Below are 24,307 nucleotides of genomic sequence, written 5' to 3'. Positions count from 1 at the left end.
TTCAGGATCGGCGATCCGCCGCGCAGGCATCGACGATCTGCCGGCGGATCGCGGCGGGCTGCGCCTGCAGGGCTCGCAGGATCGCCTGCAGCACATGCCGCAAGCCGCCGACCTGATCGATGAGATCGAGCACGACCGCGATGCCGTCGTCGTTGATCCCGAGATCGTGCTGCAGATCCCGGATCAGCTGGGCCCTGGCGAGATCGATCTCGACGTAATGCCAGACGCCCTCCCGGAACGCCGGTACGAGCCAGCCGGTCTCGAGCCAGATCTGAAGCTTGTCGGGGCGCAGGTCCGCCCGAGCCAGAAATTCGCGCTCGTCCATACCGTCCCCCTCGTCACAGATTTCGATGCCACGCGGCGATCGCGCGTTCGAGCTCGGGATCGGGCTTGTCCGGCAGCTTGATCAGCAGCTTGACGTAGCCGTCGCCCGCCGTCCCGTCCGACCTCTGGACGCCCTTGCCCTTGAGGCGAAGCACCGTGCCGGAATTGCTCCATTTCGGGATCGTCACGGTCACGGGCCCGGCCGGGGTCGACACCGTGATGCGGCCCCCGAGCACCGCCTCGTGCAGCGGCACGCCCTGTTCGAAATGGATGTCGTCGCCTTTGCGCCGGAAGACCGAGTGCGGGCGGACGCCGATCTCGATCAGCGCATCGCCCGGCGGCGCGCCGCCCGCACCCGGCTCGCCCTTGCCGCGCAGGCGCAGCGTCTGTCCCTCGCGGGTGCCCGCCGGGATCCGGACGTCGAGCGTCGCGCCGTCCGGCAGGGTCACCGGGCGCGTGGTGCCGTTGACCGCGTCGAGGAAGTCGAGGTCGAGATGGTAGCGGACATCCGCGCCCCGGCGCCGGAAGTTCGACCGTCCCCGGCGGCCGAAGATCTCCGAGAGGATGTCGTCGGTATCGAAGTCCGCAAAGCCCGCGTCGCTCGCATAGGCATGGTCGGCGGAGGGCCCCGTAAAATCGCGGTAGTAGCGCTGGCGGGGCCGCTCGACGCCGGAGATGTCGATCTCGCCGCGATCGAAACGGGCGCGCTTCTCCGGATCGTTCAACAGGTCATAGGCACGCGACACGTTCTTGAACTGCTCTTCCGCCTCCGTATTGCCGGGGTTCAAGTCCGGATGCAGTTTGCGCGCGAGCTTGCGGTAGGTCTTCCGGATCTGCTCCGGGGAGGCATCGCTCTTCACACCGAGAATCGCATAGGGATCGTCGCTCAACGCTTCCTCCCCGCGCCGTCGTGTGGCGAAGCCTGCCTCCGTTGGGGACGACGCCCTAGGGATGCCGATTCAAGGGATCGTGCCCGGGGTGATCGTCCCGAGACGCTCCGCGGCGGGTCACGGTGACCCGGGCGGGGCGCAGCAGCCGATCGTGGATGACGTAGCCATCCTCCATGACGTCGCGGACGGTCCCGGGCGCGGTCGCCGGATCGTCGACCTCCATCATGGCCTCGTGCCGCGACGGATCGAACGGCGCGCCGAGGGCAGCGACCTGCTGTACGCCGACGCGCTGCAGGACCCCCATCAGGAGGCGCTCCGTGGCGCGCACCCCGTCGGTGAGGGACGCGCCCTGCGACGCCGGCTGCTCCGACGCGACGATGGCCCGGCGCAGATTGTCCAGAACCGGCAGAAGCTCGCGGGCGAGGCCCGTCACGGCGAATTGCCGCTCGTCCTCCAGGTCGCGCTGCGCCCGACGCCGGGTGTTGTCGGCTTCGGCCAAGGCCCGCAGGACGCGGTCCTGAAGCGCGGCGTTCTCGGCCTGCAGGGCTGCGGTCGCGTCCGTGCCCGATTGAGGGGCGGCGCTCGCCTCGGGGGCCTCCGCCGGCACGGACAGGCCGGCGGAGGCCGGCGGAGCGCTCGCGTGATCCGAAGGCTTCTCAGGCATACCAGGCTTCCTTTCGGCGCGGGGGATGTCAGGCTGCCTGAGCCAAGCTCGCGCCGTTGACGGCGAGCTGGCCGTTGAGGACCGTGACCGAGACCGGCGCGCCGTCCTTGATCGCACCGGTCAGGAGCATCTTGGCCAGCGGGTTCTGCAGATGGCGCTGGATCACGCGCTTGAGGGGCCGCGCGCCGTAGACCGGATCGTAGCCGGCATTGGCGAGCCAGTCCTTGGCCGCCGCGTCGACCTGCAGGACGATCTTCCGCTCGGCCAGCCGCCTTCCGAGGCCTTCGAGCTGGATGTCGACGATCCGGCGCATGTCGCTGCGGCCGAGCCGGTTGAACAGGATGATCTCGTCGAGCCGGTTGAGGAATTCGGGCCGGAACGCGCGGCGCACGACCTCCATGACCTGCTCGCGGGCCGCCTCGGCCGGCTGGCCCTCCATCAGGGCGGCCAGGAACTCGGCGCCGAGGTTCGACGTCAGGACGATGATCGTGTTGCGGAAGTCGACCGTGTTCCCCTGCCCGTCCGTCAGCCGCCCGTCGTCCAGCACCTGCAGCAGGATATTGAAGACGTCCGGGTGCGCCTTCTCGACCTCGTCGAAGAGGATCACCTGATAGGGCCGCCGCCGGACCGCCTCCGTCAGGACACCGCCCTCCTCGTAGCCGACATAGCCGGGCGGCGCGCCGACGAGCCGCGAGACCGCGTGCTTCTCCATGAATTCGGACATGTCGACGCGCAGCATCGCCCGGTCGTCGTCGAACAGGAACTCGGCCACGGCTTTGCACAATTCGGTCTTGCCGACGCCGGTCGGCCCGAGAAACAGGAAGGAGCCGATCGGCCGGTTCGGATCCTGCAGGCCCGCCCGGGCCCGCCGGACCGCGTCGGACACGGCCACGACCGCCGGTTCCTGGCCGACCACGCGCTGGCCGAGCTTTTCGTCCATCGCCATCAGCTTGTCGCGCTCGCCTTCGAGCATCCGCGTGACGGGAATGCCCGTCCAGCGCGAGACGACGGCGGCGATGTCCTCGGCCGTGACCTCCTGCTTGATCAGCCGGCCCTGGCTCGCCTGCATCGCATCCGCGAGGCGCTTCTCCAGCTGCGGGATCACCGCGTAGAGGAGTTCGCCGGCGCGCGTCAGGTCGCCGCGCCGTTCCACCTGCTCGAGTTCGATCCGGGCCTGCTCGGCTTGCGCCTTCAGCTGCTTGATCTCACCGAGCTTCGCCTTCTCGGCCTCCCATTGTGCCGTCAGCTCGGCCTGCTTGGCTTCCCGCGCGGCCAGCTCGTCCTCGACCGTCTTCAGGCGCTCCTGTGCGCCCGGATCGGTCTCCTTCCTCAGGGCCTCCCGCTCGATCTTGAGCTGGATCACGCGGCGGTCGATCTCGTCGAGTTCCCGGGGCTTGGACTCCGCGGCGATCCGGAGCCGGCTCGCGGCCTCGTCGACGAGGTCGATCGCCTTGTCGGGCAGGAACCGGTCGGCGATGTAGCGGTGGGACAGCGTGGCGGCCGCGACGATCGCGCCGTCGGTGATCCGCACGCCGTGATGGAGCTCGTACTTCTCCTTCAGACCGCGCAGGATCGAGATCGTCTCCTCGACGGAGGGCTCGCCGACGAACACGGGCTGGAAGCGGCGGGCGAGCGCGGCATCCTTCTCGATGTTCTTGCGATACTCATCCAGGGTGGTGGCGCCGATGCAGTGCAGCTCGCCCCGGGCCAGGGCGGGCTTGAGCATGTTGGAGGCATCCATCGCCCCCTCGGCCTTTCCGGCGCCGACGAGGGTGTGCAACTCGTCGATGAACAGGATGACGTCGCCCGACGCCGAGACCTCCTGGAGGACGGCCTTCAGCCGCTCCTCGAACTCGCCCCGGTACTTCGCGCCGGCCAGGAGAGACCCGAGATCGAGGGACAGGAGACGCCGATCCTTCAAGGTGTCGGGCACGTCGCCGTTGACCATGCGTTGGGCGAGCCCTTCGACGATCGCGGTCTTGCCGACGCCCGGCTCGCCGATCAGCACGGGATTGTTCTTCGTCCGGCGTGAGAGAACCTCGACGGTGCGCCGGATCTCCCCGTCGCGTCCGATCACCGGATCGAGCTTGCCCTGGCGGGCATCCTCGGTGAAATCCCGCGTGTATTTCCGCAGCGCCTCGTAGCCCTCCTCGGCCGACGCGCTGTCGGCCCGGCGGCCTTTCCGGAGCTCGGCGATGGCGCCCTCGAGGGCGGAAGGCGTCACGCCCGCCTCCTGGAGGAGCGCGCCCGGACCGTCCGGGGCCTCGGCCAGGGCGAGCAGCAGGTATTCGACGGTGACGAAGCTGTCCCCGGCCGCCCGCGCCCGCTCCTCGGCCTTGTCGAACAGGCGCGCGGTCTCGGGGGCCATGAAGATCTGGCCGGCACCGCCGCCCTCGACGCTCGGAAGCTTCGCCAGGTCGCGGTCCAGAGCCGACGCCAGCGCCTCGGGGCGGCCGCCCGCGGACCGGATCAATTGCTTCGCCAGGCCGTCCGCGTCGTCGAGCAGCGCCTTCAGGAGGTGGAGCGGCGTGAGCCGCTGATGGCCCTTGCGCTGGGCCAGGCTCTGGGCGGCCTGGATCGCGCCCTTGAGATGATCGGTGTACGTGTCGATCTGCATCGCTCACCCCGGTTGATGGACGCCTGACGCGCGGCGAAGCCTCCGCACCGGCTCGGGCCGGCCTCCCCCGCCGGGACCCGTCGCAGGCGGGGGTGCCGGAGCGCGCTCCGCGGAGCCGGAGATCTCGGGCCGGCCCCGGGCCCTAGTGCGCGCCCTGGTCCTGGCGGCCGTGTTCCTCGAACTCCGCGTCGACGACCTCCGGCTGCGGGGCGCTCCCGCCGCCGTCTGCACCGGCAGCGGGGCCTTCGGGCTTGGCGCTCATGACCTGGGCCAAACGCTGCGCCAGCTGTGACAAGCGCTCGGTCGCCTGCCGGATGCGGTCGACGACCTCGCCGCCGATCGCCTCGCGCAGGGCCGCGATCGCCTGTTGCAGCTCGGTCTTCAGGTCGCTCGGCACACGCTCGCCCGCCTCTTCCTGGCTGCGCTCGGTGGTGTAGATCGCGGCATCGGCCTGGTTGCGGGCATCGACCAGTTCCCGGCGGCGCTTGTCGTCCTCCGCGTGGGCCTCGGCTTCCTGCACCATGCGCTGGATCTCGCCCTGGTCCAGGCCGCCCGAGGCCTGGATGCGGATCTGCTGTTCCTTGCCGCTGGCCTTGTCCTTGGCGGTCACGTTGACGATGCCGTTGGCGTCGATGTCGAAGGTCACCTCGATCTGCGGCGTGCCGCGGGGCGCCGGCGGGATGCCGACGAGGTCGAACTGGCCGAGCATCTTGTTGTCGGCCGCCATCTCGCGCTCGCCCTGGAAGACCCGGACCGTGACGGCGTTCTGGTTGTCCTCCGCCGTCGAGAAGGTCTGGCTGCGCTTCGTCGGAATGGTGGTGTTGCGCTCGATCAGCTTGGTCATCACGCCGCCGAGCGTCTCGAGGCCCAGCGACAGCGGGGTCACGTCGAGGAGCAGCACGTCCTTGACGTCGCCCTGGAGCACGCCCGCCTGGATCGCGGCGCCGATGGCCACGACCTCGTCGGGATTGACGCCCCGATGGGGCTCGCGCCCGAACAGGGTCTGGACCGTCTCCTGCACCTTCGGCATCCGGGTCTGGCCGCCGACGAGGACGACCTCCGCGATGTCGGACGGTTGCAGCCCGGCATCCTTGAGGGCGGCCTGGCACGGCCCGATCGTGCGCTTGATCAGGTCGTCGACGAGGGCTTCGAGCTTGGCGCGGGAGAGCTTGATGTTGAGGTGCTTCGGGCCGCTCTGATCGGCCGTGATGAAGGGCAGGTTGACCTCCGTCTGGGTCGCCGAGGACAGCTCGATCTTGGCCTTCTCGGCGGCATCCTTGAGACGCTGGAGGGCGAGCTTGTCCTTGGTCAGGTCGATGCCCTGCTCCTTCTTGAACTCGGCCGCGAGGTATTCGACCACGCGGTTGTCGAAGTCCTCGCCGCCCAGGAAGGTGTCGCCGTTGGTGGACTTCACCTCGAACACGCCGTCGCCGATCTCCAGGATCGAGACGTCGAAGGTGCCGCCGCCGAGGTCGTAGACCGCGACGCGGCCGCTGCCCTTCTTGTCGAGGCCGTAGGCGAGCGCGGCGGCCGTCGGCTCGTTGATGATGCGCATCACCTCGAGGCCGGCGATCTTGCCGGCGTCCTTGGTGGCCTGACGCTGGGCGTCGTTGAAATAGGCCGGGACCGTGATCACCGCCTGCGTCACGGATTGACCGAGCTTCAGTTCGGCGGTCTCACGCATGCGCTGCAGGATGTAGGCGGAGATCTGGCTCGGGCTGTAGGTCTTGCCCTTGATCTCGACCCAGGCGTCGCCTTTCGGCCCGGAGACGATCTTGTAGGGCACCATGCCGATATCTTTCTTGGTGACCGGGTCGTCGTAACGGCGCCCGATCAGCCGCTTGATGGCGAAAACGGTGTTTTCCGGATTCGTGATCATCTGCCGCTTGGCCGGCTGCCCGACCAGGACCTCGCCGGACTCCGTGAAGGCCACCACCGACGGGGTCGTGCGACCGCCCTCGGCGTTTTCGATGACATTGGCCTTGCTGCCGTCCATCACGGCGACGCAGGAGTTCGTCGTGCCGAGATCAATGCCGATCGCCTTCGCCATGGGAGATACTCCTTCATGTCTGCGCGATGCAGACCGATCGAGATCGAGGCCGGGTCGATACCTGTTGCGGAGGGTCGAATGCTGCGTCGGGCCGATGCTACATCGTGCGTCGTCCATGGACATGACGCGGATCAGTTTCGCCGGGGGGCTCTCTATTCGAAGGGTCGGGCATCGCGGGGTCTCGGTGCCTGACGAAGTGTGGCGCCGGCAGGCACCGGTGCCGGCGCCTGGTCGTGCGAGGAACGCTCGAAGGTCGTCTGCCCGTCAGACGCGCAGGGGGCCGACTTGCCCCCGACGCGCCCGCGCAGCCCGCCCAAGTCCGCCGCCGAGGCGGGCTACAGCCCGGAACGCACGGACTGAATGGCATCCGCCAGATGCTGGTAGTCGAACGGACCATCATGCCGATGGCCGTTGATGAAGAAGGTCGGGGTCCCGTTGACGCCGCTCCGGATGCCGCCCCGAAAATCCTGCGCCACCTTCGGTGCATAGGTGTGCGCCTCGAGGGCGACCTCGAGCGTGCGCTCCGACAGGCCGAGCGCCCGGGCTGCACCCATGAGGAACAGCAGGCTCAACTGTTCCTGATGCGCATAGATCGCATCGTGCATGTCCCAGAACCGGCCCTGGGCCCCCGCGAACTCCGCCGCCTCGGCGGCCGGCTCCGCAAACGGGTGGATTTCGGTCAGCGGGAAATGGCGGAACACGTAGGTGAGGTCGTCGCCGAAGTGCCTGCCGAGCTGCATGACCTGAACATGCGCGAGACGGCAGTAGGGACATTCGTAGTCACCGTACTCGACGAGGACCACCTGCCCGTTGGCACCACCCCGGGCGTGATCAGCCGCCGTTACCGGCACTTTGAGCTCGGCCATCGCTGTTCTCCTGTTTCTCAAGTCGATCCAGCGCATCGAGGATGCCGTCTGCACCGGGGTTGACGGCGATCGGGGAGCGGTAACTCCAGAAGATGATCCCATCGCGATCCACGACGAACAGCGCCCGCTCGCAGACACCTTCGCCGTCACGGTAGGCGCCGTATTGCCGGGCGATCGCACCCTTGGGCTCGAAGTCCGCGAGCAGCGGAAAATGGAGGTGGCGTGTCTCGGCGAAGGCCTGATGGCACCAAGCACTATCGACGGAGATTCCGACCACCTCGGCGTCGTGCTCCCTGAATTCCGGCAGCACCTGATTGTAGACCGCCATCTGATCTCCGCAGACGGGGCTCCAATCCGCGGGATAGAACGCCAGAATAGCCGGTCGTCCGCGCAGGTCGCTCAACGAGAGAGTCTGGTCGGGTGTGACGTGGAGCGTGAAATCGGGCGCCGTGACCCCGGGCGCTAAGACCTGTCCCATCCTGAATCTCCCGGAAAGGCTGCTGTCCGGCCATCGCGCATCTGACTACGAGACGGGGCCTCTCAACACTGACGAGCATCAGTTCCGGCGCCTTCGGACACGCGCGGATCGACGACCGGCACGCCCGTTCGGCGACAATCCCGGATCCGGTCGCGGCCATCGGGCGGCGTCTTCGGCGCGTCCCGGCTTGGACCCGGGCGCGTGGTCGTCGCGCCCGCGTGGTCGAGCGCGACGGTCGCGTCCGGAATCGCCACGCGGTGCCCGTCGATTCCCAGGAAGCCGCCGGCCCGCACAGATGGCGGTTCGGACCCGGGATAGTCCCTAGGTGCCCTCCGCATGGTGCGAAATGCCGCGATGCCCGATCTAAGGGGCTCGCGAGAGGGGAGCATCATGCTGCAGCCTGGTCACGCAGTGCCCGCTCCCGGCCCTCGCGTTGATTGGCCGCCCGCTTCGGCCCGCACCACCGGCGATCTCACGCTGGCTCGCATCACCCCTCTCGGCCGGGTCGACCATTTCCCGCCCGGCGTGACCCTCTATGCCGAGGGCGATGCCGGCGATTTCGTCTACTGGGTGGTGGCCGGGATGGTCCGGACGACCAACGTCAGTCGCGACGGCAAACGGGTCGTGCGCGGGTTCCATCTCTCCGGGGAGTTCTTCGGGATGGAGCGCGCCCCGGTGCATGCCTCGTCCGCCGAGGCGGTCAGCGACACGCGGGCCGTACGCTGTTCCCGCTCCCGGCTGGACGCGCTCGCGGCGTCGGACTCGCAGATCGCGAACGAGCTCTGGTCGTGGCTGCTGCGGATGACGGAACGCGCCCAGGATCTCTCGGTGCTCGGCCGCGCCAGCGCGACCCAGAAGCTCGCGTATTTCCTGATCGACCTGATGTGCAGGGTTTCGGCCGGTCGATCGATCGAGCTGCCGATGTCGCGCACCGACATCGGCGACTATCTCGGTCTGTCGAGCGAGACCGTGAGCCGCACATTCACCACCCTGCGCCAGGATGGGCTGATCAGCACGCGCGGGCGCTACGTCACCCTCCTCGATCCCGGTGCCCTGCAGCGCATGAGCGGCGGCCTGATGCGCGGTTCCAGCTAGGCCTTCAGCTGCGGCAGCACCTCGCGGCCGATCTCGTCGAGCACCTCGCCGGCGCTGCGGGCGCCGTACTTGAGGTTCAGGATAACGTGGTGGACGCCGATCGCGCGGAGCGCGACGAGAAAGTCGAGGAGGGCTTTGCGACCGCTGCGGAACCCGAGGTGGATGGGTTGCGGCGGGTGATCGGGCTCGGCGTGCAGATCGATGTAGAGGGATTGGGCGAAGGGCTTGAACGTGCCCGGCGCCACCGCCGCGGTGGTGGCCCGCCACCGGGCCGCAAGGTCGGCTTGGCGGTCCAGCGAGCGCGGGTAGGTGATCCAGCCGTCCGCATGTTCGGCGATCCACTCGGGGCTCTGCCGGCTCGATCCGGTGACGAGCATCGGCAGCCGTCCGATCGGCTTCGGCACGAGGTCGACGGTGCCGAGCATCTCTCCGAAGCGCGAGTGCAGGGTGGGGAAGGTCTCTTCGAGAACCTTCCGGATGACGACGAAGCTCTCGCGAAACAGGACGTCGCGCGCGTCCAGGGGGACGCCGAAGGCCGGGAATTCGATCGGCCGGTCGCCCGAGGCCACCCCCATGACGAAACGGCCTCCCGACAACCGGTCTACGGAGGCGGCGGCCTTGGCGGTATGGATCGGGTGGCGGAGCGGGAGGACGATCGATCCCGTCGCCAGGGCGATCTCGCGCGTCTGCGCGGCGATCCAGCCGAGCCAGACCCAGGGGTCATAGACCTGCCCGAGGTCGCCGAAGTTCGGATCCCGCAGGGGCACGTCGCGGGTCCAGAGCGCCGCGTAGCCGAGTTCCTCCGCCCGAGCCGCCAGACGCTCCTGATCGCGCATGGTCGGCTGGTCGCGCTGGAATGCCTCGATGGGAAAGAAGACGCCGACCGTCAGGCGGCCCGGGGCGAACATGCGCCGGAACCCGGACGTGCCGCTCGGGTCGGCTGCGCCGTCGGCCTGAAGCATCAGAAAACTCCGGGGCTCGGTTGTCGCTGCGCTTCGTTCAGCAACCACTTTCCGAGCCCCCGGGCCCTGACGCATGTCAGCCGGATCCGAGCGCCTCCGGACGCGCTGGCGGCCCGTCGCGCCGTGGGGCTTGCAACACACGGTTCACGTCCACCCTCGACAGGCTGAGCGCGGCGGCCGGATCCGCCCCCGTCAGGGACGGACCACACGGCAGGTCCCGGGCCCGATCGATCGGCCCCCGGGGCCCCCTGACGGCTCGAACAGCCGATGTCCCGTACACCCCGGGCCCGGACGCCCCCCTCGGCAGTCGTCCCGGGGATCGTCGGCAGGGACGCAGACCTGCGCGTCCCGGTCCGCCGCGTGGCAAGCCCACCCCCCCCCAGCCCCGCGGGATCGAGCACCGGGGGCGATCGACCGGCGGCGAACACGCCCGCCGACGCGGGGATGCATTTCGAAGCACGTGGCCGACGTTCAGGTCCTCTGCCCTGCGCGACGACGAAGCTCACTGGGCAACACGCCGTAGGCGGCTTTGAACCGGCGGCCGAAATGGGTCATGTCCGAGAACCCCCAGCCATAGGCGATCTCGCTGACCGTCCGGCCCGCCTGCAGGGGGTCTTCCAGCGCCTGCCGGCAACGCGCGAGGCGCCGCGCTTGGACGAGCTGCACGAGGGACGTATTCTCGTCGGCCAGCACTTCGTTGGCGTATCGCACGCTGACCCCGGCTGCGCTCGCGACGGCGCCCGCGTCGAGGGTCCGGTCAGCCAAGCGTGCTTCGACCACGGCCCGCAACCTCACGCGGACAAGGGACCGGGAGGGCGTTGTGCGCAAGCCGTCCGGCCCCATCATCCGCCCGACCGATAGGGTGATCAGATCGAGCAGGTGCGGTTCAAGAAGCGCTTCTTCGGTCGGGCTCAGATCCTGTGTGTGGACCGACAGCATCGCGAGGCTTGCCGACAGCAGACTGTTCTCGGCCGTGTTCAGCGGGATCGCTCGGCCCGTCATCTCCCGCGTCTGCCCCAGTCGCGCTTCCATGAGCTGCCGTGGGATCTTCAACACGAGCATGTCCGACGCGTCGGAAAACCGTCCCAGGTAGGGCAGCCTCGGGTCGATCAGCGTGATATCCCCCGCCTCCAGCACGACGTGGCGGCCGTCCTGCTCGAGAGCGACCCGCCCGCCAGATTGCCGGCAGACGAGCAGCTCTTCGGTGTTCGCGTGCGCGATGTGACGCCGTGTATGGGCAACCGACATTTCCGAGTTCTGGAATACAACAAGGCCGATGGCACCGACCTTGCCGGAGCGGAGCTGAGCGCGGAACGTGGTCCGGCATCTCGGTGTCGAGGCGTGATCAACGACATCCTTCCGGGCGACATCGTGCCAGAAATCGAACCGATCCCGCGGGTGGACGTGCTCTGTCGAGAAAACGGTCTTCACTTGGCCCTTGCCTGTTCGAATAGCCGACGATGAGCGCTGACTCAGCCGATTCGAAGCCCCACCGCCGTGATCTATTGTCCCCCCGCGGGCTGAAGGCAACCAGCTCGTCAGATCGGGGCCGGAAAGATCGCATGCCATGATGTTGCTTCAACGCATACGAAGGCCTGCCTCCGAGGGCTTGGCGCGAAAGGGATCGCGCCTGAAGAACGACGATTTCAAAAGCGAATTTGAAATCGCTCGCTATGAAATACGATCTGAAATATTTGTGCTTTCATATTAAAGTTTTTACCCATAACGATACGACGCGTATTGCAGAAACTTGTAGGCAACTTCATTGCGCCCTGCGGTAAGATGTACGCGCGACGTCTTGGTTCGGGGCCGAAGGCGAGATGTGACGGCGAAGCTGGTCGATGTTGCTCGATTTATGGCGACAGCGACAGTTCGAGAGGCGGTGGACACGGGTTCCCGAGGGATTGGGAACGTCGAACCGCAAGCGGGCTCGCCGCGGCGGAATTCAGTTCCACACCCGACGCGGCCAAGAACGATCTAATTGCACGCTATTGCTTTCGCGATCGGAACTTCACCATCCTGTCGATCAAGGAGGAGAGTCTATGATCGAAGTTTACGGGCGCCATCCGGTCAGTTCGATAGCGTTGGCCAGAAATATCGTCTCAGCCTATGTCTCGAACAATCCGGTTCCCGTGTCCGAGCTTCCGGACCTGATCGGCCGTGTCTATGGGATGCTCCGCCGACTCGTGAATGGCGATGCGATGGACGCACCCGTGGAGATCGCCGACAAGGCGACACCCGCGCAGGTCCGCAAGTCGGTCACGCCGGATGGGCTGATCAGCTTCATTGACGGCAAAGCTTACAAGACGCTGAAGCGGCACCTGGATCGCCACGGGCTCACCCCGCGCAGCTACTGCGAGCGCTACGGATTGCCGGCCAACTATCCCATGGTCGCCTCGAGCTACGCTGAGCAGCGCTCTCAGATCGCCAAAGCGATCGGTCTCGGGAAGCCGATCGCGCGCGCCGATCAACGCCGGGCAGGGACGCCCGGCAGCCGATGACGGTGGGAGCTTCGGATTCCCCGTAAGCCTTCGCCGGCGGACCCGCATCGTCGGGCGCGGCTTGCGGTCCTGGCCCCGTCCCGGATCGAGCGGGCGAGAGCGGCCCGATGACGGCCGCGGGCACGAGCGCCAAGTTCAACGCCATCGCGTTGTGAAGACCGGCGCTCCTCCCGGCGAGCTATGCGCAGCAGCGCGCCGGATGACCTGCCTCCGTCGGAGCGGCCCGGCAGAATTTGGTACCGTATTCATCCAGAAAACGCGCGGGATATGCGCGCCGATCGGTGCCGAATCCGGCGTCATTGCTGGACTTGCGCGTCAATGACCTTTCGATTTCCGTCGGTCGGCGCCGAGCGAGCGCGATTTCTTAACCTGTGCTTGGATAGCGTGGTCCTCGGGTTGAGCGCGGCGGGGCACCCGGGGGGTGCAAGCGGACCCAAGTGGATCAGACATGCATCCGGTTCATCCGAATGAGGTCGGGCGTCTGCAGGCTCTGCGCGGCCTCGACGTGTTCGGCTCGCCCGCCGAGGCGCAGTTCAACGCACTCTGCCAGACTGCGCAGGCGCTGTTCGGCGTTCCGATCGCCCTGGTAAGCCTCGTCGGCGCGAGCGAGCAGCGGTTCAAGGGTCGATGCGGCCTGGACGCGAGCGGTACCCCGCGGGAGTTTTCCTTCTGTACCTACGCCATCCTGTCCGACGCGGTGATGGTGGTGGAGGACGCCACGCGCGATGAGCGGTTTGCCGCAAATCCGCTGGTCACGGGCGAGCCGCACATCCGCTTCTATGCCGGCGCGCCGCTCGTGCTCGCCCCGGGCATCCATCTCGGATCCCTGTGCGTCATCGACCGGATACCGCGCACGTTCTCGGCCGAGCAGCAGGACCAGCTTCGGAGCCTGGCGGAGATCGCCGTAACCCTGTTGCGCATGGGCAAGGCGGAGCGCGAGGCTCAAGAGAGCGCGACCCTGTACCGGCTGCTGGCCGACAACGCCACCGATCTGATCGTCCGCTGCGACCTCGACGGGACGCGCCACTACGTGTCGCCCGCAGCGAAGCGGCTGCTCGGCTTCGAGCCGGAAGACCTCATCGGCACGAAGGCGATCGACTTCATCCATCCGCAGGACGCCGAAGCCTTCGCGCACCTGCTCGAGCAGGTGAGAGGCGGGCAGCTCAAACAGGCGGTCAGCCAACAGCGTTACCGCCACAGGGACGGCTCGTGGGTCTGGGTCGAGGTCTCGTTCAATCTCACCACCGACCCGGCGCTGGGGACGCCGGACGGCTACGTCGCCGTCATCCGGGATATCGCCCTGCGCAAGGAGGCCGAGCGGCAGATGGCGCATATGGCGCGTCACGATCCGCTCACGGGCCTGCCGAACCGGCTCCTCTTCCGCGAGCAGCTCGCGGGGGAGATCGCGCGGACCCAGCGGGGCGGCGGCGGCTTCGCGTTGCTCTGCCTCGACCTGGATCGGTTCAAGCCGGTCAACGACACCCTCGGGCATCAGGCCGGCGACAGCCTGCTGTGCGCGGTGGCGCAGCGGCTGAAGGGCGTCCTGCGCGCCGAGGATATGGTGGCGCGCCTGGGGGGCGACGAGTTCGTCATCATCCAGACCGGGAAGGGCTGCGCCGAGGGAGCGGTCGCGCTGGCCGAGCGTCTGCTGGCGGCGGTCGCGACGCCGGTCGATCTCGACGGCTATCCGGCGAGCATCGGCCTCAGCATCGGGATCGCGCGCGCGCCGGACGATGGGCTCGACGCCGACCGCCTGTTCTCGTGCGCCGACCAGGCGCTCTACCGCGCCAAGGCCGCCAACCGAGGCGGCTATCACCTGTACGGGGCCGACGCGGCTGGGCCCGCCTGTGCGCACGACGGCCAGGCGCACGATCCGACGACGGACCCCGCGCGCCCGGATCGGTCCGAGCAGGGGCTGCTGGGCGCGCTCTTCAGCGGCCTGCTCGAGAACAGCACCGACTCCGTGACGCTCGTCGATCCGGATGGCCACATCCTGTTCATGAGCGCCGGCAGTCGGACGGTGATGGAGATCGACGACATCCAGCCGCTCCTCGGCCGGTCCTGGCTCGCATTCTGGCACGGGGCGGATCGCGAAGCGGCTCAGACCGCGCTCGCGACCGTGAGGGCCGGGCGCAGCGCCAGCTTCCGCGGCTTCTGCCCGACGCCCTCGGGACAGCCGAAATGGTGGGCGGTCAACCTCAGCCCGCTCCCGGGCGGCCGGTCCGGCCCGGAGCGCATCCTGGCGGTATCCCGGGACATCACCGACCAGGTCGCGCTGGAGGCCGATCTGCAAACGACGCTGCGGCGCTATCAGGCGCTGATCGAAGCCACCGGCGCCATGGTCTGGCGCGCGGACGCGGTCGGCAGCATCATCGAGATCTCCGGCTGGGCGGCCTATACGGGACAGGCGGCGGACGCCCATCTCGGGCAGGGCTGGCTGGACGCCGTGCATCCGGAGGACCGGGAGACGGTCGCCGCGGCCTGGCAGGCCACCAGGGCCACCGGGCAGGCCGGCCGTGTGACGTACCGGATCCGTCATGTGCAGGACCCGTATCGCTGGGTTCTGGGCCGGACCGTCCCGCTGACGGACGAGGCGGGTCAGGTCCGGGAGTGGGTCGGCACGATCACCGACATCCACGAGCAGCATGAGGCCGCCGAGACCATCCGGGTTCAGGAGGAGCGGTACCGCCTGGCCGTGCGCGCCACGCAGGACGGCATCTGGGACTGGGACGTGGCGTCGGACGACGTCGCCTGGATCAAGGCGACCGGCGAAGTGCGCAACTACACGAATGACGAGAGCAAACCGTCGCGGTCGCGCTGGGGGGCTCGGATCCATCCCGAGGACCGGGCGCGCGTGCTCGCCAGCTTTGCCGCCGCCGTCGACGGCACGGACGATCGCTGGCAAGCCGAGTACCGCTACCGCGGCGACGACGGGGTCTACACGGAGGTGATCGACCAGGCCTTCGTCGTCCGCGACGGGCGGGGGCGGCCCATCCGGATGGTCGGTGCGGTGCGCGATGTGACCGAGCAGCGGCAGGCGTCCTCCGCGCTGCGGACCAGCGAGGAGCGCCTGCGTCTCGCCCTGCGCGCCGGCCGGATGGTGGCGTGGGAGCGCAACCTCACGACGGGCCGGAGCACCCGATCCGAGAACGCCCCGCAGATCCTCGGTCTGCCGGCCGAGTGGCAGGCGGAGTTCCTCGATCTCGTCCACCCGGACGACCGGGCTCCCATGGCGGAGTTCCTCCGGTCGGACGAGGCGCGCGCGGAATGCGAGTTCCGGTACGTCTCACCCACCGGACGCACGCAGTGGCTGTGTTCGTCGGTCGAGCGGGTCGATGCGGATCGGATCGTGGGGATCACCTTCGACATCACGGAACGCAAGCTCGCCCAGGAGAAGCTGTGGCGGACGGCCAACCTCGATGCGCTCACGGGTCTGCCGAACCGGCAATTGTTCCGCGGGCGGATGGAGGCGGCGCTCTCGGAGGCGGAGCGCGACGGGACCTGCGTGAGCCTGCTGCTCATCGACCTCGACCATCTGAGGGATCTGAACGACACCCTCGGCCACGACGTCGGCGACGCCGTGATCTGCGAGGTCGCCGATCGCCTGCGGGACGGCCTGCGGCCCTGCGATACCCTCGCGCGGCTCACGGGGGACGAGTTCGCCCTCATCCTTGTCGAGCCGCTGCGGTTGCCCAACGCCGTTCAGCACGCGGAAACGCTGATCGAGCGCCTGCGCCGGCCGTTGCGGATCCGGGACCATACGCTGACCTGCAAGGCCAGCATCGGCGTGGCGGCCTACCCGGATCACCACGCCGATTGGCGCGAGCTTCTCAAGGATGCCGACCTCGCGCTGACCCAGGCCAAGGCGCGGGGCCGCGACCGCGTCGTCGCGTTCTCGGCCGCGATGCGCGTGGACGGCCTGCGCCGGCTGAAGGTCGCCGCCGAGGTGCGCGCCGCTCTCGCGGCAGGGCGGATCGTGCCGTATTACCAGCCGAAGGTCTGCTTCACGACGGGCCAGATCGTCGGCTTCGAGGCGTTGGCACGCTGGCGGCATCCCAAGAGAGGGTTGCTGACGCCGGGCTACTTCGGTTCGGCCTTCGAGGACCCGGAGCTGTCCACCGCGATCGGCGACACGATTCTCGAAACGGCGGCCGCCGACATGCGGGCCTGGACCGAACGCGGCCTCACCTTCGGGCGGGTCGCGGTGAACTTCGCTGCGGCCGAGTTCCGCAAGCCCGATCTGGCCGGCATCATCCTCGACGTCCTGGGCCGCTTCGGGGTCCCGGCAACACAGTTCGAGGTCGAGGTCACCGAGACGGTGTTCCTGGGTCACGGCGCGGAATCCGTCCCCGCGACGCTCGCACGCCTGCACGCCAGCGGCATCAGCATCGCGCTCGACGATTTCGGAACCGGCTTCGCCTCGCTCACGCATCTGAAGCAGTTCCCGGTCGACCACATCAAGGTGGACCGGAGCTTCGTGCGCGACCTGGAACAGGACCCGGACAACGCGGCGATCGTCGCGGCCGTGATCGGCCTCGGCCGGAACCTCGGGATGACGGTCACGGCGGAAGGTGTGGAGACGGTGGAGCAGGCGCAGCACCTGGCGGCGATGGGCTGCAACTACGCTCAGGGCTACCTCTACGCCAAGCCGATGGCCGGCGCGCATGTGCCGTGGCTGCTCAAGACCTGGCAGCCCGGCGCGTTCGTCGGTGAGCAGTTCTCGACACGCTCGGCGTGAGGGCTCGTTCACGCCGCCGAAACCCGTCAGCGGGTCCGCGCGGAGGACCGCCGGGGTGCCTTCGCACCCGTCCGCTCTTCGGAACGGGATGATCTGCCCGGTACGGCGGGGTCGGGGGCAAACCGGACGGCGGCTTAGGGGGCACCGGGACGGCGCGCCCTCGTCCACAGGAGCGTGCCGAAACCGGTCGCGGCGTATGGTCGAAATGGAAGTCCTCGCCGTGAATTGATGGGACGGCTTCAGTTTTGATCCTGGCTGTAGCAATCGTTGGCCGCTACGTTCGGCGATCCCACTGGAGGACCGTCGTCGTGCGTACCCTTGCCCTCGCCTCGGCTCTCATCCTCGTCTGCACGGTGTCGGTCCCGGCGCAGACCCCCGCACCCTCTGAGGCCCAGGCGGCTCAGCGGGATCGGATGAAATCGTGCAACGTGGATGCCGGCACACAGAAGCTGACGGGCAGCGCCCGCAAAAGCTTCATGGCCGGTTGCCTGGCGGGGAAGAGTGCTGCGCCGGCCAAGGAGCTGACCCCACAGCAGGCCAAGATGAAAAGCTGCAACGCGGATGCCTCGGCCAAGAGCCTCAAGGGCGCCGAGCGCAAGGCGTTCATGAGCACCTGCCTCAAGGGTTAGCGCCTGCAGCCACGCCGAGTTCGCGTCGGACCGCCGAACGACGGGACGGTCGATACGAGACGGCCGCCATTCGACCGAGGCAGCGCTGCCGGAGCGTCTTCTCTCTGAGGCGGATCACGACGCGCGACGCGCTCCCCTCCCCCTTGCGGGGAGGAGGTGGAGGTAGTGCAGACGGCACCGCCGGGCCACGACCGGGACCACCCCCACGCCCATACCCTCGCCGCAAGGGCGAGGGGATGCGCGCCCAGACCGTCAGGCGCGTGATCCAAGTCCAACCGAAAATAATTTAGCTTTTTTATTTATGCATCATGGAGTTAGACCCGTTATCTGCTGTGAAGATCGCAGATACGACAGGGACCGGGGCCGGTCATGCTGCCTTGAGCGGGAATCATCTCCAGCTCTGGTCAACGCAGCTCCTGGGCTGTTCGCCGCTGTGCTGCGCCAGATTGGGATAGTCCGTGTAGCCTTTCTCGCCGCCGCCATAATAGGTGGTGGGGTCGTCGGCGTTGAGCGGGGCGTTCGCGCGCAACCTCTCCGGCAGATCGGGATTGGCGATGAATTTGCGGCCGAACGCGACGAGGTCGGCCATCCCGTCGCGAATCCACTGCGCAGCCGTCCCGGCGTCGAAACCTCCGGCGGCGATCAGCGTCCCCTTGAACCGCTCGCGGATCAGTCTGACGAGCGCGAGAGACCGCTGATCGGGGAGCTCCCCTTTCTGCATCTGCTCCACGGCCGGATTGACAAGGTGGAGATAGGCGAAGCCGAATTGGGCAAGCCGCTCGCTGAGGTAGCCAAAGGTGGCTTCCGGGTCGTCGTCGCTGATGTCGTTCATCTTGCCGAGGGGCGAGATCCGGACACCGATGCGGTCCGGTCCCCAGATCCGAGAGAGGGCCTCGGCAACCTCCAGCAGCAGGCGAGTCCTGTTCTCCACCGAACCGCCATACAGGTCGGAGCGACGGTTTGTGCTGCTTTCGATGAACTGGTCGAGCAGGTAGCCGTTTGCGGCGTGGATCTCGACCCCGTCGAAGTCCGCCGACTGGGCGTTCCGCGCCGCGCGCTCGTACTGCGCCACGACGTAGGGCATCTCTTCGAGGGCCAGGGCGCGCGGGCGGACGAAGGGGACGAGGGCCGCTTCACCCCGCTCGTTCTCGATGAAGGCCTTCCCCTGCGGAATGATCGCCGATGGGGCGACGGGAAGCATGTTGTCGGGCTGGAGGGCCGGATGCGAGATCCGGCCGACATGCCACAACTGGCAGAAGATGCGTCCGCCGGCCCCGTGTACGGCTTTGGTGACGTGGCGCCAGGCCTCGACCTGCTCGCTGCTGTGGATGCCGGGCGTCCAGGCATAACCCTGCCCCTGCATCGAGATCTGGGCCGCCTCGCCGACAATGAGCGCCGCGGAGGCGCGCTGCGCGTAGTAGCAGGCCGCGAGCGCACCCGGCACGTTGCCCGGCCACCGCGCGCGTGAGCGCGTGAGGGGGGCCATGACGATGCGATGCGGAAGTTCGAGAGGGCCCAGCCGATAGGGCTGGAACAGCACGCTCGTATCCGAAGACTCCGCCGGGCCGCGCGTCCGCGAGAGGGTCGCTGTCTCTTCCATGGAGAGCCTCCTTCGGACGCGCGCCGGCCGACATGCCCGGGCCGCCCGGATCACGCGATCCGGACCCCCCCCGATGCGGCGGGCCGTCCGCTCGAAATCCGATTATAGGAACGGCCCGATCGCAGGCCCTGATGTCCGTCAGCGTCGGACAAACTTGAAGGCCGCCGCGCTGCGCGGCACTGCATTGGTCCGGGCTGCCCTCGATGACCTCCCCGATGAGTCGCCTCGACGCCGCGGTCGGCGGTGCGGGGCACGGCAGCGCGGCCTCGTTCGTGCGCGCGGTATTCGGCTGACGCGTGCAGGACACGGACCGGCGTCAGCAAGGATCAGGACCGGCTGCCGGAGACCGTACGAGCCCGGGCTGGAATGCCGATTGGCTGACGATCGTCATGGACCCGGCGAGACGATCCGTCTCATCCTTCCAGGCAACGAGGATGGCCCTGGCGGGGCCGTGCCTCATCAAACTCTCCCCGGGGTCGACCATGCAGATCCATGTGAGCAGGCCGGTGGCTGCGTCCCCGGCGAAGGTATTCCACCTGGTCTCGAACGCGGTGGAGTGGCCTCTCATCCTCCGGACCGTCGCGAGCGCGGAACTCCTGACGGAGGGGGCGCTGGGCGAGGGGTCACGCCTGCGCGAGCGCCGGCTCCTGGTCGGGGCTGAGGCCGTCGTCGAGTCGGAGGTGATCGAGTTCGCCCGCCCGCATCGCTTCCGGCTGTCGACCGCGACGTCCGATCGCTACTTCGACCGGGATTTCATCATCGACGCACTGGAGACCGGATCGCGACTCACGCTCGCGATCCGCCCGGGTTCGCGGGCCGCCACGGGCCGTGCGCTCCTCGACATCCTCTCGGCGGTTCTGCAGGTCCGCCTGAGCGACGAGCTCGAGATGGACATCGCCGATTTCGCGGCAGTCCTGCGGGCCTGATCGAAGACGGCGTCCTGCCGATCGCCGTCACGGCGGGCGGGAACGGCCTTTCGCCGAGGCTGGCGCCCCTGGGCGCCCGGTCCGGATCGGGTACTCTCCCACGGCTCGCGGTGCCGGCCGCGCCCGCATTCAGGATCGAGGTCACGCACGGGCACGAAGACGGGGAGGCCGGGCGAGCCCCGGCCTCGGTCCATCGCCCATCCAGCCTGGAGGCTGGGCCGGGAGCCTAAAGGCTGATGGTGATACGGTTGTCGACCCGGGTCACGCCCGGCGCCGCCCAGGCGACCCGCTCGGCTTCCTGACGCTCGGCCCAGGAGCGGACCGTGCCCTTGAGGATCACCTCGCTGCCTTTGGCCTCGACCATGACGCGGTTCGCGTCCACCTCGGCGCTGCGCCGGAAGGCCTCGTCGATCTTTTGCTTGATCTCCGATGCAGCGGCCCGCGGCTTGACCTGGACGAGATTGCTGACGCCCTTCACGCCCCGGACGTAACGCACCGCGGCTTCTGCGGATTCCTTCTGGTACTGCCACTCGACCGCGCCTTCGAGGCTGACCCAGCCTTTTTTCACCGTGACCTGGATGTGCTCCGCGCTCATAGGAAGCCGGTGCTTGAGGGCCGTGACGGCGTCGCGCGCGATCTCCGGATCGGGCCTCTCGTCGATGCTGGGCAGGCGGACCTCGATATCGTTCGCCACGCCGGCGACGCCGCTCACGTGCTTCACGGCGCGCTCGGCATCCCACTTTTCCGAGAAGCTCTTCGTGAAGCCGGTCAGCGTGACGACGCCGTTCTTCACCGCTACGGCGATGTCGGTGGCGTCGATGCTCGGGTTCCAGCGGAGTTCGGCTTCAACGTCTCTCTTGATTTCTGCGTCCGTTCGGGTGGCCATTGTCGTGCCTCCTGCGTGGCTGACGAGGATTGACGCCCACGGTCGACGGCGGAGTGAGCCTGCCGTGAACCAAGCCAAGTCTGGGCGCCTGCGTTCAGGGCCCCCTGACCAGCGTCATCGTGCGATCTGTTCGCGGAACCGACCGCGGCCAAGGCGGCCCTGGCGATCCGCATCTTGACCTCCGCTTGCTGATCACTGGGCGGGCCTCGCCAGAGTGGGCGAAGCAGACGGGAGATTTCGCTCCGGTCTGCGCCCACCGCTCTGACGAGTGTCAGCCCGTTGCAGTTTCGTCCGCATGCGCCCGGACTGGGCCGCGCGCGGCCGGTCGCGCCGAAGGCCGGCAGATTGCGGACGGAATGCGCGGCGCGCGGCCAATCATGGCGTCAGACTGATCGGCGTCAGGGCTGCGGTGCGCCGTATCCGCTAAGTCAGCCGCCTCGACCGAGGAAGCGAGCCGGCAGGCCATGGCGCCCGACCAGACCCTGCCGCACTGGCGGACCCGGATCACGGGCCGGTCCGCCTCACACTCCAAACGACGAGGATGCCTATGGCTGGCGGAAGCACTCAACCCTTTCGTGTCGGTTGGAAATCGGCCGACACGGACGTCATGAACCATTCGCTGGCCCAGAACTGGTGGGTGATCGCCCTTCGGGGTGTGATCGCGATCGGGTTCAGCATCCTGGCCCTCGCGACGCCGGTCTCGACGTTGATCTCGCTAATCCTGATCTTCGCCGCCTACATGCTGGTCGACGGCCTCTTCGCCATCGTCGCGTCGCTTCGGGCGGCGCGGCACAGCAAGCGCTGGGGCGCCCTCTTCTTTGGCGGGCTCGTCAACATCGTCACAGGGGTGCTTGCCGCCGCGTGGCCCGGCATCACCGCCCTCGTGTTCGTGGTGATGACGGCGGTCTGGTCCATCGTCTCGGGCGGCGCCATGCTGATGGCGGCGATCCACCTCAAGCGCGACCATGGACGGTGGTGGCTCGCGCTCGGCGGACTCTCATCGATCGCCTTCGGGATCATCCTCGTTCTGGCCCCGTTCGCGGGTGCCGTGGTGCTGACGTGGTGGATCGGGATCTACGCCTTCGTCTTCGGCGTCGCCATGCTGGCGCTCGCCTTCAGGCTTCGCGAACACCGCAACGATCGGCCAACCCCCGGAATGGCGCAGCCGGCGCAGGGCGCGATCTGAGGATTTGGCGGATCCGGGCCGGATTTCACCAGTGCCGCGCGCTTGACGGGACGCGTGTCCGTTGCGGGTCTTCCAGCTACCGGGGGCTGCAACACATCGCGGAAGGGTGCCGACGACACCGGGGGAGCGGGACGGGTCCGCGGCGGTCATCGCGTGCGCACGCAAGTCGGACCCTGGCGCTCAGGATGTCCGCCCGCCGTGCCGTTCAAGAATCCCCGTTGGAGATCCCGACGGGGCGTACGCCTCTGCCGCGTAGGAGAACGCCAATGTCGTGCAAAGCCCGCGTCCGGCCCTCCTGGAAGCGCCGGAAGAAGTTGACCAAGCCCGGCGAGCAGAAGAAGGGCGTCCGCAAGCACAAGCGGTAGGCTCAAGTATTGTCGGTTTGAATGGGATCCCGCGCGCGACGGTCTGGCGCGCATCTCCGCCCCCTTGCGGGGAGGGGTCAGGGGCGGTGCCTTCTGCACCATCCCCACCCCCACCTCCTCCCCGCAAGGGGGCGGAGCGCGCGTCGCGCTTCGTGGTCCACATCAGATAGAAAACGCTCAAGCGGCGGCGCGACCGCGCGGGATCGGCGCTCCCGGGTTGCGCCCGAACGGGCCCGGCGCGGCTTGACGTTCGTCGGCCGCGCCGGGCTACCGGCCAGCCGCACAAGGGGGGGCGATGCCGGTCGCTGTCTGTCCCGCTTGCGCACGCCCCATTCACGCACCACCGAGCCGCATTCGCCCGAGAGAAGGGCGGACGGCCACATTCCTCGAACCGCGGCGCGCATTCGCGGACAATGCTGGGGCTGATGTCCCGATAGGCCGTCCAGAGGGGCGGCCGCCTCGCCGGCGGCAAGAGGGTTGAGCCAGGGAGAACGACCGATGAGCGAGGACGGACGTCACATCGTCTGCCCGCACTGCGCGAGCATCAACCGCGTCCCCTCATCCAAGCCGGCCAAGGCGGCGCGATGCGGGCGGTGCAAGCAGGCGCTGTTCACCGGACATCCGGTTTCGGTCGACGCCGCACAGTTCGACCAGCACATCCAAAAGAACGACATCCCGGTCGTGGTGGATTTCTGGGCCGCGTGGTGCGGTCCCTGCAAGGCGATGGCTCCCGTCTTCGAGCAGGTCTGCACCGAACTCGAGCCCGACTTCCGGTTCCTCAAGGTCGATACCGAAGCGGAGCAGGGGTTGGCGGCGCGATACGGTATCCGCAGCATTCCCACGATGATGCTGTTCTTGAAGGGCGAAGTGACCGCCCGACGTGCCGGCGCGGTCAACACCGAGGCCCTCCGAGCCTGGCTCCGGCAGCACGCGATCCGGTGAGGGCCGGCACAGGCAACGATCGGGCGGCGAGCCGAACTGACAGGCATCAGTGCGGCGTGGGGTCGGTACGCTTAAGCCGGCCGAGCATCGTTCCACACAGGTCAATGGTGATTCCACGACTGCGCTTCCCGTAGCAGGTATCGTTCGGTTCGAACACTTCTTTCGGGAAACAGATTCGCTCGTCGTCGACAAGAGCGATCTGAAGCGTCTTGGCGGCTTCGTCGACCGTAAGCTCCGAGATCTCGTTCTGCGCGCCGGAGCCATCGCCAAGGCGAACGGCCGCGAGATCGCGGAGCCGCACGATCTCCCGATCACCAAGGGATTCCAGGAACGGATCCACGAGTTCCGCGCCGTCAGCAATGCCGCGGCCGTCAAGGAGAGCCTCGCCGCGATCACCGATGGGCCGGCCTCGATGGCGGCCTGCAGCGATGACACCGAAGCATGGCTTCCCGAGGTCGCCGGCGGCCTCTGCCTCGCGCTCTCTCGGTTTTTCAAGATCATCATCGACCCGCGCCAGAAAAATCCGCAGACGGTGGACTGGGAACGAGCGGAGCGGCTGATCGATATCCTGATGTGAGGCGTCATCAC

General features: G+C 68.1%; 19 protein-coding genes. 8 read left to right on the top strand and 11 right to left on the bottom strand.

The genetic code is table 11. The features are described from left to right. Position 1 precedes the first annotated feature (1 nt). From MKL01_RS05640 to MKL01_RS05610, 7 genes are all read right to left on the bottom strand, one after another. Entirely contained in the window at positions 2 to 325 is a 324-nt protein-coding gene (locus MKL01_RS05640) for a chaperone modulator CbpM (protein WP_243904234.1), read from the bottom strand. Between the two features lie 13 nt (positions 326 to 338). Continuing rightward, complete coding sequence (locus tag MKL01_RS05635; RefSeq protein ID WP_243904233.1) at positions 339 to 1,214, bottom strand: DnaJ C-terminal domain-containing protein; 876 nt, start codon at positions 1,212 to 1,214, stop codon at positions 339 to 341. 55 nt (positions 1,215 to 1,269) lie between these two features. Further along, positions 1,270 to 1,878: a nucleotide exchange factor GrpE gene (locus MKL01_RS05630; protein ID WP_243904232.1), complete on the bottom strand. Its 609-nt coding sequence runs from the start codon at positions 1,876 to 1,878 to the stop codon at positions 1,270 to 1,272. 28 nt (positions 1,879 to 1,906) lie between these two features. Continuing rightward, on the bottom strand, positions 1,907 to 4,495 hold the full coding sequence (gene clpB, locus MKL01_RS05625) for an ATP-dependent chaperone ClpB (RefSeq protein ID WP_243904231.1): 2,589 nt from the start codon (positions 4,493 to 4,495) through the stop codon (positions 1,907 to 1,909). A 142-nt stretch (positions 4,496 to 4,637) separates the two neighbouring features. Further along, on the bottom strand, positions 4,638 to 6,545 hold the full coding sequence (dnaK, locus tag MKL01_RS05620) for a molecular chaperone DnaK (protein ID WP_243904230.1): 1,908 nt from the start codon (positions 6,543 to 6,545) through the stop codon (positions 4,638 to 4,640). A 335-nt stretch (positions 6,546 to 6,880) separates the two neighbouring features. Beyond that, positions 6,881 to 7,411: a DsbA family protein gene (locus MKL01_RS05615; RefSeq protein WP_243904229.1), complete on the bottom strand. Its 531-nt coding sequence runs from the start codon at positions 7,409 to 7,411 to the stop codon at positions 6,881 to 6,883. Then, positions 7,377 to 7,889, bottom strand: a complete 513-nt coding sequence (locus MKL01_RS05610) for a redoxin domain-containing protein (RefSeq protein WP_243904228.1) — start codon at positions 7,887 to 7,889, stop codon at positions 7,377 to 7,379. The genes MKL01_RS05615 and MKL01_RS05610 overlap by 35 nt, the downstream gene beginning before the upstream one ends. A gap of 390 nt (positions 7,890 to 8,279) precedes the next feature. Here MKL01_RS05610 and MKL01_RS05605 point away from each other — a divergent pair, with 390 nt between their 5' ends. After that, a complete protein-coding gene (locus tag MKL01_RS05605; RefSeq protein ID WP_243904227.1) occupies positions 8,280 to 8,984 on the top strand; it encodes a helix-turn-helix domain-containing protein in 705 nt (234 codons plus the stop codon). Here the strand turns inward: MKL01_RS05605 and MKL01_RS05600 are convergent. Then, positions 8,981 to 9,946 carry an LLM class oxidoreductase gene (locus MKL01_RS05600; RefSeq protein WP_243904226.1) on the bottom strand — a complete coding sequence of 322 codons (966 nt, stop codon included), beginning with the start codon at positions 9,944 to 9,946 and terminating at the stop codon, positions 8,981 to 8,983. The two genes, MKL01_RS05605 and MKL01_RS05600, sit on opposite strands and share 4 nt — an antisense overlap. 471 nt (positions 9,947 to 10,417) lie before the next feature. Then, a complete protein-coding gene (locus MKL01_RS05595) occupies positions 10,418 to 11,377 on the bottom strand; it encodes a helix-turn-helix domain-containing protein (protein ID WP_243904225.1) in 960 nt (319 codons plus the stop codon). 611 nt (positions 11,378 to 11,988) lie between these two features. Between MKL01_RS05595 and MKL01_RS05590 the strand changes: the two genes are divergently transcribed. The 3 genes from MKL01_RS05590 to MKL01_RS05580 all read left to right on the top strand — a co-directional run bounded on the left by MKL01_RS05590 (position 11,989) and on the right by MKL01_RS05580 (position 17,814). Further along, a complete protein-coding gene (locus MKL01_RS05590; RefSeq protein WP_243904224.1) occupies positions 11,989 to 12,447 on the top strand; it encodes a MucR family transcriptional regulator in 459 nt (152 codons plus the stop codon). A gap of 448 nt (positions 12,448 to 12,895) precedes the next feature. Beyond that, positions 12,896 to 17,185: a diguanylate cyclase domain-containing protein gene (locus tag MKL01_RS05585; RefSeq protein WP_243904223.1), complete on the top strand. Its 4,290-nt coding sequence runs from the start codon at positions 12,896 to 12,898 to the stop codon at positions 17,183 to 17,185. A 308-nt stretch (positions 17,186 to 17,493) separates the two neighbouring features. Continuing rightward, positions 17,494 to 17,814 carry a PsiF family protein gene (locus MKL01_RS05580; RefSeq protein ID WP_243904222.1) on the top strand — a complete coding sequence of 107 codons (321 nt, stop codon included), beginning with the start codon at positions 17,494 to 17,496 and terminating at the stop codon, positions 17,812 to 17,814. 388 nt (positions 17,815 to 18,202) lie between these two features. Here the strand turns inward: MKL01_RS05580 and MKL01_RS05575 are convergent, their stop codons facing one another. Continuing rightward, on the bottom strand, positions 18,203 to 19,414 hold the full coding sequence (locus MKL01_RS05575) for an alkene reductase (RefSeq protein WP_243904221.1): 1,212 nt from the start codon (positions 19,412 to 19,414) through the stop codon (positions 18,203 to 18,205). 389 nt (positions 19,415 to 19,803) lie between these two features. Between MKL01_RS05575 and MKL01_RS05570 the strand changes: the two genes are divergently transcribed. After that, on the top strand, positions 19,804 to 20,340 hold the full coding sequence (locus MKL01_RS05570) for an SRPBCC family protein (RefSeq protein ID WP_409566203.1): 537 nt from the start codon (positions 19,804 to 19,806) through the stop codon (positions 20,338 to 20,340). Between the two features lie 226 nt (positions 20,341 to 20,566). On the opposite strand, the gene MKL01_RS05565 is transcribed toward MKL01_RS05570, so the two are convergent. Continuing rightward, positions 20,567 to 21,226, bottom strand: coding sequence for a BON domain-containing protein (locus MKL01_RS05565; protein ID WP_243904278.1), 660 nt, complete (start codon positions 21,224 to 21,226; stop codon positions 20,567 to 20,569). A gap of 607 nt (positions 21,227 to 21,833) precedes the next feature. Here MKL01_RS05565 and MKL01_RS05560 point away from each other — a divergent pair. The 3 genes from MKL01_RS05560 (at position 21,834) to MKL01_RS05550 (ending at position 24,296) form a co-directional block, all read left to right on the top strand. Beyond that, a complete protein-coding gene (locus MKL01_RS05560) occupies positions 21,834 to 22,412 on the top strand; it encodes an HdeD family acid-resistance protein (RefSeq protein WP_243904219.1) in 579 nt (192 codons plus the stop codon). Between the two features lie 863 nt (positions 22,413 to 23,275). Then, positions 23,276 to 23,719: a thioredoxin TrxC gene (trxC, locus tag MKL01_RS05555; RefSeq protein ID WP_243904218.1), complete on the top strand. Its 444-nt coding sequence runs from the start codon at positions 23,276 to 23,278 to the stop codon at positions 23,717 to 23,719. A 49-nt stretch (positions 23,720 to 23,768) separates the two neighbouring features. Continuing rightward, a complete protein-coding gene (locus tag MKL01_RS05550) occupies positions 23,769 to 24,296 on the top strand; it encodes a DUF1931 family protein (protein WP_243904217.1) in 528 nt (175 codons plus the stop codon). Positions 24,297 to 24,307: the final 11 nt, after the last annotated feature.

It is taken from the genome of Methylobacterium sp. J-070 (assembly GCF_022829385.1).
Taxonomy (GTDB): Bacteria; Pseudomonadota; Alphaproteobacteria; order Rhizobiales; family Beijerinckiaceae; genus Methylobacterium.
The sequence above is the reverse complement of the archived record's forward strand: the minus strand, read 5'-3'. Positions and strand labels throughout refer to the sequence as shown.